This is a genomic window from Pseudanabaena sp. FACHB-1998 (genome assembly GCF_014696355.1).
Classification (GTDB): Bacteria; Cyanobacteriota; Cyanobacteriia; order Pseudanabaenales; family Pseudanabaenaceae; genus Pseudanabaena.
The window spans coordinates 1-11,007 of record NZ_JACJQA010000062.1; the positions used below are offsets into that span (position 1 = coordinate 1).

Consider the following 11,007-nt stretch of genomic DNA (forward strand, 5'->3'; position numbering starts at 1 on the left):
CCTGCGTTATACTCTGACCAGTTGCGGATCTGATATTGCTCTTTCATTGGCTGTTTTGCCATCCTTATTTATATTTAATCTACCCTTCCATCCCTCTTTTATGCAACAACGCCTCTGTTGACTATTAAAAATTGCTTTCCACCTAAAATAAGAGAGAAAGAACCCTTGAATATTATCTAAATGTTTTAAGAAATCTCTCTATTTATAGCAGATTTATAGCAAAATCATCATGGATTAAAGAATCAACTAGAACCATGATCAAATTTTGGGAGACTTGAGAACAGTTAACACGAGAATCCACCAAGGCAAACGCAGATCGGGAATGAACCTAGCTTTGCTTTTAAGATTCGGCAAACCTTGCGCCAATAAAAATCTGAGTGAACGCAAAGAAACAGGACGCTGTTCATACTCATCAACTATTCCATAACGTGCCGCCAATTCTGCCACAATCTGAACTTTCCCAGTTCGCTTCATCAGGTCTGGATCGTTCCCTAGAGCAGCAATAACTCTACCGACAAATAAAGGAGTTTCCCAATTAAACTTATCCGCGATCGCCGCAACACCAAAATTACCCTCAAGATTGTCGTCAGCCAACTGATGAAACTGCTCAGTACCAACAATCCCCGGCCAAAGTGAAATCGAAGCAACGTTAAAAGGCTTGAGTTCGACAGCCATTTCAGCGGCAAGGCGATCGCAAGCAGATTTACCAGTACCATAGGCAACTCCAAAAATGGGAGCTAATCCACCCCAAGAAGATATCGTCACGATCAAACCTTGTTTGCGTTGGGTCATCATCTTCGCGGCAAAATGACTTGCGATATAGTGACTTCGCAAACCGACTTGATTGCAAGCATCCCAAATACTCCATCTGATTCCCAAAAGGGCTTACTCTTTGCATCGATTAGCGATCGCACACCACCATAAGCATTATTCACTAAGAGATCCAATTGTCCATTTTGTTCTCGCTCAATTTGTTCAAATAGAGACTTAATCTGTTGATCATCAATATGATCAACGGAAACTGCAACGCATATCCCACCAGCTTTTTCTACTGCGGATTTAGTTTCTAGTAAGCTGCCCGAAATAGAATCTTTAAAATCATCAACCTTAACATTGCGCCCCGTGATATAAACTATCGCACCCGCTTCACCCAAAGCAATGGCAATACCTTTACCAATTCCCCTTGATGCTCCTGTTACCAATGCAACTTTCCCTTGCAAATTTCCTGCCATAAAAAAACTCTCCATTTTGCGAACTACTTTACAAGTATGCCGCGATAATAGGGTAAACAGTTGCGCTATCTTTGGGAAGCGATCGCCCGCGACTCTGTGGCAAATACGGAAGTGTTTTGTCAATTCACAAGAGCCAATGAAACGATTGTTAAAGCGAATATGCAACGGGTGACCAAGCAGAGCATGGTCTCGCAAGAACAATCCGCTTCCTTGAATAACATCAATGTTAATGCGTCACTGAAACAAGCCTAAAAAAGTAAAATGATCATTGTCAATATTACCTTTTTACTTTTTTACTGGAAGTTCATTTACGGATAACTGTAAATATCTATGATGAAAACCAATAACTACAGCATCAAATTCGTCGCCTATACTTACTATTTGATGAGCATCTTCTATATATTCTTTTGTAAATTCTTTAATATATATACTACCCTTCCAATCTGTTGATATTAATTCGACAAATATTGTTTTAGGAATTATCACTGTTACTTTACATTTAAATGTCTTACCCAATAAAGAATTTTCCTGTTTTGAAATTTTTGTAATAGTTGTGGGTAGTTGATCCTTTTTTGAAATTTTTGTAATGGTTGTAAGTAATTGATCTTGGTCAAATTTGGGATGTTCTACTTTGACAAATAAATCCAAAAAATCTTTCATCTCATCAGGATATTGCTTCAAAATTCTATCTCTTATATCTGCATCATTAATTAAAGAAATTACAAATCCTGTAAAATATTTACCCTTAAGTAAAGCTTTTTCCAATAACTGTATTTGTATATCTATGTTTGAAATATCGAAAAAGAATTTGCTAAATGCAATTACTTTTGCAGGTCTATTACGACTATTTAAGCAAAGATTACATAAGTCAACATTAGAAAATGGGAAAGGAATATCATAAAACTCATAAAAGCTTCTTATGAACTCTTGTTCACTAGGTTTAACAATAAACCTTTCTGCCATTAAATTAATATTTGCAGGAATAAGGTTTTTAGATAACTTAAAAGCAAATATAAATTTAAGTATTCTTCCATTGTAAGGTCCAAAAAATTTTACTAGCTGTTTAAAAAGTTCTTCTAATTCTTTTTTTTGAGATGCATTAAAACTAACATTACGATTTAAAACATTATATATAATAGAGCTGATTAATCCTTTTACTTCTGCCTTTAAAACGATTTTTAAGAATTTAACAATACCTTCTTCATCTAATTCTTCAAATATTTGATTGATTGTATATCTATCTATACTCCTAATTCTAGATATTTGAGATATTGCATCATATATTAAATCAAATCTATTAAGCTCAAGCAGGGCTAAAAATCCATTAGCCTTTTCTTTAACTATGTTGCTGTTAATTCTATCTAATGCATTACAAGCTAAACTATTTTCTAAATCATTATCTTCTTCACATGACATTATACATTGAGCTGCTAGGTAGATATTGTATTTAGCCACTTCAGAAATATATTTACATCTTTTTTCACCCTTGAGGAAATGCGAAAAATATCTAACGCTCTTGTGATACTTTTCATTCTTAATTTTATGTTCTAAGTTCTCAATCATAACCCTAAAATAGCTTTTTCTTCTTGTGCATGAAAATAATCTTGATAAGCTTGATGGGCAAAAGTATACATTCCATCTCGTTGTTCTAATATGCCTAACTGGGTTGTAGTTTCGAGAATATAAATGGTATCAACTTGAAAACCATATTTGTTTTTACAGGTAATAAAATAATCTAAAACTTCATCTTCCGTCATACCTGAATTGGTATCTTTTCTTTCTAAACTTTCATAACCTAAATATCTTAAAAGCCTATGAATTATTTTTATATTAAAATTTGCATCCTTTTTTTCTTCTTTTTCGCGCTGGTATAAACTAAAAATGAATCTATCTATAATTTCTCCTTCACTTTTAGGTATTTCCCCTTTTGATTTAATAATTTCAATTAAGCGTGACAACATTAATGGAGTTTTTATGATTTTTTCAAGACGACTATCTTTCTTGATAGCATCTGAAAGTAATTTTGCAAGATTAGGAGTTTCTTTTGTATTTCTTTTTAAAAATAGTTCAATCTGTTCCCCATCCATCTTTTGAAGATGAAATACAGAAACACCTTTAAAAATATTTTCGTCTTGAGGTCGGTTGGAAATGATAATAAACATTTGTTTATAATCATTCAATAAATTTTGTATTTCTCTGTACCGAAAAGTTTTTAATTGATTATTATCATCTCTAGGAATTTCATTTATCGCATCAAGAAAAAGATTTATAGATCCTTCCTTTAGCATCTTTTCTCCAATAGAGTTATCTACACCAATTTTATTAAATATAGACTGTTTGATTGAAATATTTTTATCAGTTAGTAATCCTAAAGAGAGGTAAACGGGTAGCTTACTCTGATAATTTTTTAGTTTTTCATCTGCATCAACATATGCTAAATATTCTAAAGTTGTACTTTTACCCATGCCTGCATCACCCCAAATTAGCATACGCTTTTCTGGGATCTGGTTTTTACGAAGTTCATTAACAGTTCCTTTTCTTTCGGTTTTATTGCTGTCTTGATCGACTATATTTTCGATTACATAACTTTGTGATAAAGCTATGTCTTCCTTTCCTTTGATATGTATAAACTTTCCTATTCTCGATCTGAAGTTTTCTTTGACACTCTCAAGATACCCCCTAAAATCAGGTTCCTTGACGATTTTGGATTGTTCAACTATAGGTTTTAAACTATTTGTACATTTATTGGTTGCAAATAAATAAATTACCAATACACTTTCTATATTTTCGTATAGTTCGCGATTTGTCCAACTTTCACATTGATGACTTTCAATATTCCTTAATTTATATGTTCTAAAAAGATGCTCTCCAAAATTCGACACACCAATTAGATTTTCTATCCTTGTATTTTCAAAATCTATTCGGTTAGTATTTAAATCTAAAGCGTTGATGAATCCTGCAAAGCCTGACTTTCTAATATCAAGCTCATTAAATTTAGTAGGATTAGTAAGGTATAGTATCTTACGCAAATATGGCTCAACTCTTGCAAAATCAGGGAAGTAAGATAGGTTGTCTACTTTTTTTAGTCCTTCAATTAATATTTTCTCTAATGAATTAACAACTCTTGTCTCTAAACCATCAAGCTTTAATTCTGGTTTGTTGAGTGGATATGTTAATACTTTTTCAAAGAGTTCAATAGTTTCTGTTATTTTAAAATTGGTGTAACTTTGAAAAACTCTTTGCGTCTCTTTCTGTATTTGAATTTTAACTTCTTCCCATGTGTTCATAGTCATTATTTTATATTCCTATTCGTTTATAAGTTTTATATCTCTGTCTCAATCAAAATTTGGTGACTTTTACCATTACTAGGGCTGCCCAAGAGAATTTTTTGAATTGGCTTGACCTGTTCTGGTATTGCCCAAGGAGCATAATACGCATTATTTCGCCAGTATCTCATAAAATTACTTAATCAAACCAAATTTAAGAGTAATTATTGCCCGTCGGTGCTTCCTTACTGCCAATTGGCGCAAAGCCTCTCTATGCATGGATGACACACTTCTGGTCGTTGGGGATGGCTAAGCTAAGCTTGAATACCGTCACGGGAATTGCCGCTATCATGATCGCTCTCCTCCAAAAGCCTCTTTAATTCCTGCTTTAAAGCCTCGACATCAGGCAAATAAAGCTGATACCTCGATACAAAAAGCTGATTGGAAATTCCTCCCGTAGCATACTCCACTAAAATCTCATCCTTATCTCGCGCCAACACAATTCCAATCGGCTCATTATCGTCTTCCATATTCTCTTCGGCACGAAAATAGTTTAGATACATATTCATCTGTCCTATATCTTCATGACGCACTGCCCTTGTTTTTAAGTCAATTAAGACAAAACATTTCAAAATACGATGATAGAACACTAAATCCACATAAAAATGCGTATTATTTAACGTAATTCGGTATTGTTGCCCAATAAATGCAAATCCCTTCCCCAGTTCTAATAAAAACTTCTCTAACTGAACAATCAACCGATTTTCTAATTCACTCTCATGGTAGTTGCGATCGGGCAAATCCAAAAACTCAAACACATAGGGATCTTTCACCACATCCTGCGCTGACTCGATAATCTGTCCTTTCTGAGCCAAAGCCAAAATTTCTGCTCGATCCTTACTCATGGCAACTCGTTCAAACAAAGCCGAATCCTTTTGGCGCTTGAGTTCCCTCACACTCCAGCGATCGCGTATGCATTGCTGCTCGTAAAACGATCTCGCTAAGTCATCCGAAATCGCCAAAAGTTCCGTGTAATGCGACCAACTCAATTTGCCAGACAGTGTATGGCAATTCTTATAGGACAAGTAAAATAGACGCATATACTGCAAATTAGAGCGGCTAAATCCCTTGCCATAAGCTGTTTTCAAATCCCGTGATAATTGAGTTAACAGTTTTGAGCCATATTCCGCTCTCTCATTCCCCTTCTGCTCAAACTCCACAATGTACTGCCCAATTTGCCAATAAGTTTCTACCAAAAGTGTATTAACCTGCTCAAAGGCGCGTTGCTGCCCCTGTACCAAGCATTCACCAATGCGATCGATTAATTGCTGGTAGGAATCGATTAGATCACTCATAAATTAGCTTTGAGTCTGGGATGACAGTATACCCCAATCCTATGAAATGAAAACTAAGCCAGATTCAAGATAAAGTTTACACAGGTACAAAAATATGAAAAAGCTATTACTCGTTGAATCTCCATCTAAGTGCAAAACCATCCAAGCTATCCTCGGTAGTGAATGGCAAGTGGAAGCTTCCTTTGGTCACTTTACAGAACTAGCTAAAGATGGTGAAGATAGCTTAGGCTTTACGATGCACAAAGATACCAACAAAATTGAATGTCGTTACCAATTGACCGAAGGTAAAGGTCAACAGGTAGTTGCTAAACTACGCGCTGCTGTGAAGAATGCTTCAGAAGTCGTACTTGCTACCGATGGCGATCGCGAGGGTGAGGGAATTGCTTGGCATTTACAACAGCAACTGCATCTTCGTAATCCTAAACGTGCTGTCTATAACCAGATTACGCCTACAGCGGTTAGAGCCGCGATCGCCAATGCTCATCAGTTAGATTTGAACCTGATTTCCGCGCAACGTGCTAGACAATGTTTGGACAGGTTGATTGGGTTTAAGGTTTCTCCCCTTGTTCGTCGGACAAGTGGCGGTAGCTCGGCTGGTCGGGTACAGTCGGTGGCTCTGCACATTGTCTGTCAGCGTGAACGAGAGATTAATACCTTTGTACCGATTACTTACTGGTCGGTATGGACAGAATATACTGAAGGCTTCACCGCTTTCTATGCAGGTAGTAGTGAGATTGAACCTGTGCTTGACGATCAGGATGTCACCGATGATGCAGCGGAAGTGAATACGGAATCTACGGTTGAGTCAAAACGAGTATTGTCGGAAGCGGAAGCTACAAGAATTATTCAAGTGGCTCGTAATCATCCCCACATCGTTCGCGAAGCTACGGGTGTCACTGCTCAGAAATCACCTCTACCACCTTTCATTACCAGTTCGCTCCAGCAAGCAGCTTCTGTAAGATTAGGACTATCGCCTGAAGAGACGATGAAGGTGGCTCAAGAGTTGTTTGAGGGTGTCGATTTGCCTCAAGGTCGGAAGGGTTTGATTACCTATCACCGCACTGATAGCACTAGTCTTGCTCCTGAGTTTTGTGCTGAGGTAAAAGAATGGCTATCAAAGCACGATCCTGATAATGTCCCTAAGAAAACTACTCGTCATCGCGAACAAGCGAATGCTCAATCCGCCCATGAAGCGATTCGTCCTACCTATTTGAGCATTACTCCAAAAACCGTTAGAGATCATCTCAGTGCGAGACAGCATCAACTCTATGAGTTAATCTGGCGCAGAGCCGTGGCTTCTCAATGTGCTAATGCTTTGATTCAGAAAAGTCGGGTGATTATTCAGGCAGGTTCGACGCTCTGGCAGACTAGAGGCAGTATTCTCACCTTTGCAGGTTATACGCGCTATTGGAATGATTTGAGTAAGGATAAACATATTCCTGCTTTGACGAGCGGTCAGACCTTGGCTTTGGCGAATGCTGGTTTTACGCAGAAACAAACTCAGCCTCCTGCTAGGTATAGCGAGGCGAAGCTAGTACAAGTACTAGAGCGGCAGGGTGTGGGTAGACCAAGTACTTTTGCTGCGATCGTCAAGACGCTGAAGGATAGAACCTATGTGTTACTCAAGGGTAAGGTGCTTGAACCTACGGGTTTGGGGATGTCTACGGATGATGTGTTGCATAAAACTTTCCCTGATTTGCTCAGAGCCGATTTTACCGCAGGGATGGAGACGACTTTGGACGAAATCTCGGTGGGTAAGTTGGAATGGCAAAGCTATTTGATTGGTTGGCATCAGTCCTATTTTCAGCCGATGTTGGCGCGGGCTTATACGAATCTTGGTGCGGATTTACAGCCAAGTGGTCGTAAAAATGAGCTTTCGGATGTGGCTTGTCCTGCTTGTAGTCATCCTCTCAGTAAGATTCCTTCTAAGAAAGTTAGTGGTGGGCATTTTCTCAAGTGTGAGCATGGCTGTGAGAATCTGGTGATGTTTTGGAGCGATCGCCGTAATCAGTGGGAGATTCCTCAACCAAAGGATGAGAATGCAGTGACAGCGGAGGTGACTAGTTTTGCTTGTCCAGTCTGTGGCAAGCCTTTGGCTAAGTTTCCCTACCATAAGGATGGTGTGGATAAGGTGATGTTGAAGTGTGCGGATGTTCAGGCACGTCAACGCAAGGATCATGCGGATGTGGTCTTTTTCTGGTCTTCTCAGGAGAAGTGGTGGTCGAAGAAGTTTGGCGATCTGGATGAGGCGGCTAATCCGAATTTGGGTAAAACTGCAACGGGTAAGGAGAAGAAAGCTACTCAGGGAAAGCCTAAACAGGCGGGTAAAGTGGCTAAGCCTAGTCCGAAAAAGTGAGACGCTTGAATAAAGCTATTCGTAATGACTCCACATCCGATAGATTTTGATCAATTTTTCTGATTCAAAGATTTCGTAAACTATCCGATGCTGTTTGTTGATGCGGCGACTGATTAGCCCTTTCATGTCTCCCTTTAAAAATTCATAATCTGGCGGATACTGTAATGGATCTTCTTCAATGATCTTGATGAGTTGCAGAACTTTGGGCTTCAATCCACTGGAAGCAAGCTTTTTAGCATCTTTTTGAGCTTGCGTCATGAAAATTATTTTGTACATTACCAATCCAGTTTATCTAGAGTTACGCCTTGTTCAATGGGTTCAGTACGGGCTGAATTGATACTTTGAACCATTCCTTCAATTCCTCTAAGATATTCGTCATCGCTGACATAATCGGATTGGTCTAAAATTTTAATTTCGTCTCTAGAGAAGCGATCGAGTAACCATAGAAATTTGTCGCTAACGCTATCATCAATTTGTAGTGTGATTGTCCGCATAAGTTAACTCCTAAATTCTCTGTATAAATCATTTGCACACTGAGGTTTATACTTTGATATCTTATCATCTCTGTCCTGAATCGTAAGCGCTGTTTGACAAAAATTGGCAATATTTGCCATAATTGAATAGTCAGAAATATACATAACTACTAGCTATGACTACGGTAAATATCTCTGTTCCTGATTCTATGAAGACTTTTATAGATGAGCAGGTTGCTAAGGGTGGCTACAGTACTACGAGTGAATATATTCGACAGTTGCTGCGTCAAGAGGCGGAGAGGGTTGCTCAAGCGCGTCTAGAAACTTTGCTGTTAGAGGGTTTGGATAGTGGTGAAGCGATCGAAATTAATGATGATTGGTGGCAACAGAAACGGATTCAACTTCTTGAGAGACTTCGCAAAAAATAATGAACAGTTTGCTTATTTCGATGGAGTTATAATGTACTTAGTCAATCAAAATTTAGTGTTGTCTACGAGGCAATATGTCTGAGTCGATCGCTTTAGAACTTCCCGAATCTTTAGCAAAAAAAGTTAAGGAAATTGCTGCGCTCAATCGTCAGTGGATTGAAGAAATGCTGATTGAATGGATCGATCGCACTATTAATGAGATTCCCATAGATGCTTTGCCTGATGAACAGGTTCTGGCGCTTTGTAATTTGCAAATGAGTGGACAGCAGCAAATGGTTTTTAGCGATTTACAATCTCGAAATAGTGAAGGGTTGCTTAATGCACAGGAAGTTAAGAAGCTGAATGAGTTAATGCAGGTTTATCGTCATGGTTCGGTACGGAAGGCTAAGGCAATGCAGGTTGCGGTGATGCGTGGATTAATCCCTGCTTTGAATAGAGAAAACCTATGACATTCAGTAGCGGATTTGCTTTAGTGATCGGTGTTGGCTCTTATCCCAATGCCCCCAAACTCAATGTCCCGATTACAACTCAAGATGCAAAAGAAGTTGCTAAGGTCTTGAAAGATGCAGATTACTGCGGCTATCCTGAACATCAGGTTAATCTGCTGCATGATAGCACTGCTAAGCGAGAGATAATTCTTCAAACTCTTGATGAACTTGCTCAAAGGTTGAAATCTGATGATACCTTGTTTTTCTTCTATAGTGGTCACGGCAAACATGGTCATGGTGATGATGACAGCTACTATCTCACCACCCATGATTCAAAAGTGGCGGAAGATGGAGCGCAAGGCATTATTGATCATAGTGGCATTTCTGACCAAGAACTGCTTGAAAAAATCAGTAAAATACAGGCAAAGAGAATATTTCTTTTCTTTAATGCCTGTCATGCTGGAGCGATTGTCTCTGGAACGCTTGAAGGCTCACAGCCAGAGGTTTATCAAGGAAATAACCTACCAGAGAAACTTACTTCAGCTTTATTGAGTACAGGAGAAGGTCGCGTTATCATTACAGCCTGTAGAGAGCATCAGCAATCTTCATTTTTGACTGGAGCTAATTTGACCTATTTTGGTAATGCACTCACCAATGGGCTAAGAGGCAATGGGATTAGTAGCCGTCGAGGATACATTAGCTTATTCGATTTGTACGAACACATTTATACCCAAGTTAAATTTGATGCAGAAACTAAAAGCAATAAAACTCAGGAAGCCGAGCTAACTATCCAGAAAGGTATTGGAGTTATGCCAGTCGCGCTACATTGTGGCAAGGTTCCAGATGGTAATCTCACAGATAGCGATCGCCCATCCTCTTTGAGTGGAGTAATAAGAGAATTTAATCTCTCTCAACTTCAAAAATCACCACAGCAGATTATCTCAATAGATGAGTTAGTGCAACAGGTGCGATCGCGCATTCGTGATTATATTCAAAGATTACATGGCACAATGCCGCTTTGGGGTGTAGATCATTGGGTTCCATTGGGTGATTTATTTGTGGATGTCAATATTCTAGAAGAACTGAGCAGTAGCCGAAGATCGGAATTAGATGATCTATGGCACGACTTCATCCAAAATCCCAACTATCGCAGTTTAGATCGGATTGGGTTGGGGCAAGATCTGAAAAGGATATCAGGTTTAGAAATATTGACGAAAAATAAGAACCTGATGGTGGTGGGCAAACTGGGATCAGGAAAGACAACATATTTGCAAAATGTTGTGACAGAGTGTAATGCTGGGAATATTCAAGCACATCGTATTCCTGTATTATAGCTGCCGCCAAGTGAAATAGGACGTAGAGTAAAGGGAGAATATAGGAGTCAAAGGCAAAATGTCAAATTCGTACAGTTATGATTTACGACAAAAAGTAATCCAGTCAATTGAATTGGATGGACTAAAGAAAATCGA

General features: G+C 38.5%; 11 protein-coding genes and 1 pseudogene. 5 read left to right on the top strand and 7 right to left on the bottom strand.

The features are described 5' to 3' along the window. Nucleotides 1–258: 258 nt before the first annotated feature. Nucleotides 259–1,232 (bottom strand): annotated as a pseudogene (locus H6F42_RS22420) (SDR family NAD(P)-dependent oxidoreductase). Between the two features lie 60 nt (nt 1,233–1,292). Here H6F42_RS22420 and H6F42_RS21365 point away from each other — a divergent pair. After that, entirely contained in the window at nt 1,293–1,484 is a 192-nt protein-coding gene (locus tag H6F42_RS21365; protein WP_190401401.1) for a hypothetical protein, read from the top strand. Between the two features lie 33 nt (nt 1,485–1,517). On the opposite strand, the gene H6F42_RS21370 is transcribed toward H6F42_RS21365, so the two are convergent. From H6F42_RS21370 to H6F42_RS21380, 4 genes are all read right to left on the bottom strand, one after another. Continuing rightward, nucleotides 1,518–2,795 carry a hypothetical protein gene (locus tag H6F42_RS21370; protein WP_190401402.1) on the bottom strand — a complete coding sequence of 426 codons (1,278 nt, stop codon included), beginning with the start codon at nt 2,793–2,795 and terminating at the stop codon, nt 1,518–1,520. Further along, on the bottom strand, nt 2,792–4,519 hold the full coding sequence (locus H6F42_RS21375; protein WP_190401403.1) for an NACHT domain-containing protein: 1,728 nt from the start codon (nt 4,517–4,519) through the stop codon (nt 2,792–2,794). Before H6F42_RS21375 ends, H6F42_RS21370 begins: the two co-directional genes overlap by 4 nt. 35 nt (nt 4,520–4,554) lie before the next feature. Then, nucleotides 4,555–4,689 (bottom strand): hypothetical protein, encoded by a 135-nt coding sequence (locus tag H6F42_RS22225; protein ID WP_277873925.1) that lies wholly within the window; start codon nt 4,687–4,689, stop codon nt 4,555–4,557. A gap of 123 nt (nt 4,690–4,812) precedes the next feature. Beyond that, nucleotides 4,813–5,853 (bottom strand): PDDEXK nuclease domain-containing protein, encoded by a 1,041-nt coding sequence (locus H6F42_RS21380; RefSeq protein WP_190401404.1) that lies wholly within the window; start codon nt 5,851–5,853, stop codon nt 4,813–4,815. A 94-nt stretch (nt 5,854–5,947) separates the two neighbouring features. Between H6F42_RS21380 and topA the strand changes: the two genes are divergently transcribed. Continuing rightward, nucleotides 5,948–8,209: a type I DNA topoisomerase gene (topA, locus tag H6F42_RS21385; protein WP_190401405.1), complete on the top strand. Its 2,262-nt coding sequence runs from the start codon at nt 5,948–5,950 to the stop codon at nt 8,207–8,209. A 15-nt stretch (nt 8,210–8,224) separates the two neighbouring features. Here topA and H6F42_RS21390 read toward each other — a convergent pair whose 3' ends face one another. Both H6F42_RS21390 and H6F42_RS21395 read right to left on the bottom strand, forming a co-directional pair. Continuing rightward, nucleotides 8,225–8,485 (bottom strand): Txe/YoeB family addiction module toxin, encoded by a 261-nt coding sequence (locus H6F42_RS21390; RefSeq protein ID WP_142656287.1) that lies wholly within the window; start codon nt 8,483–8,485, stop codon nt 8,225–8,227. After that, nucleotides 8,485–8,703: a hypothetical protein gene (locus tag H6F42_RS21395; protein WP_190401406.1), complete on the bottom strand. Its 219-nt coding sequence runs from the start codon at nt 8,701–8,703 to the stop codon at nt 8,485–8,487. Before H6F42_RS21395 ends, H6F42_RS21390 begins: the two co-directional genes overlap by 1 nt. Before the next feature lie 155 nt (nt 8,704–8,858). Between H6F42_RS21395 and H6F42_RS21400 the strand changes: the two genes are divergently transcribed. The 3 genes from H6F42_RS21400 (at nt 8,859) to H6F42_RS21410 (ending at nt 10,872) form a co-directional block, all read left to right on the top strand. Next, nucleotides 8,859–9,110 carry a type II toxin-antitoxin system ParD family antitoxin gene (locus H6F42_RS21400; RefSeq protein WP_142656289.1) on the top strand — a complete coding sequence of 84 codons (252 nt, stop codon included), beginning with the start codon at nt 8,859–8,861 and terminating at the stop codon, nt 9,108–9,110. A 74-nt stretch (nt 9,111–9,184) separates the two neighbouring features. Next, nucleotides 9,185–9,559: a hypothetical protein gene (locus tag H6F42_RS21405; RefSeq protein WP_190401407.1), complete on the top strand. Its 375-nt coding sequence runs from the start codon at nt 9,185–9,187 to the stop codon at nt 9,557–9,559. Then, entirely contained in the window at nt 9,556–10,872 is a 1,317-nt protein-coding gene (locus H6F42_RS21410; RefSeq protein ID WP_190401408.1) for a caspase family protein, read from the top strand. Before H6F42_RS21405 ends, H6F42_RS21410 begins: the two co-directional genes overlap by 4 nt. Nucleotides 10,873–11,007: the final 135 nt, after the last annotated feature.

What these genes read in the sequence shown, in the direction of transcription:
- H6F42_RS22225 (WP_277873925.1), bottom strand. Translation starts at nt 4,689, where the DNA reads ATGAGATACTGGCGAAATAATGCGTATTATGCTCCTTGGGCAATACCA.
- H6F42_RS21380 (WP_190401404.1), bottom strand. Translation starts at nt 5,853, where the DNA reads ATGAGTGATCTAATCGATTCCTACCAGCAATTAATCGATCGCATTGGT.
- H6F42_RS21410 (WP_190401408.1), top strand. Translation starts at nt 9,556, where the DNA reads ATGACATTCAGTAGCGGATTTGCTTTAGTGATCGGTGTTGGCTCTTAT.
- H6F42_RS21370 (WP_190401402.1), bottom strand. Translation starts at nt 2,795, where the DNA reads ATGATTGAGAACTTAGAACATAAAATTAAGAATGAAAAGTATCACAAG.
- H6F42_RS21375 (WP_190401403.1), bottom strand. Translation starts at nt 4,519, where the DNA reads ATGAACACATGGGAAGAAGTTAAAATTCAAATACAGAAAGAGACGCAA.
- topA (WP_190401405.1), top strand. Translation starts at nt 5,948, where the DNA reads ATGAAAAAGCTATTACTCGTTGAATCTCCATCTAAGTGCAAAACCATC.
- H6F42_RS21405 (WP_190401407.1), top strand. Translation starts at nt 9,185, where the DNA reads ATGTCTGAGTCGATCGCTTTAGAACTTCCCGAATCTTTAGCAAAAAAA.
- H6F42_RS21395 (WP_190401406.1), bottom strand. Translation starts at nt 8,703, where the DNA reads ATGCGGACAATCACACTACAAATTGATGATAGCGTTAGCGACAAATTT.
- H6F42_RS21390 (WP_142656287.1), bottom strand. Translation starts at nt 8,485, where the DNA reads ATGTACAAAATAATTTTCATGACGCAAGCTCAAAAAGATGCTAAAAAG.
- H6F42_RS21400 (WP_142656289.1), top strand. Translation starts at nt 8,859, where the DNA reads ATGACTACGGTAAATATCTCTGTTCCTGATTCTATGAAGACTTTTATA.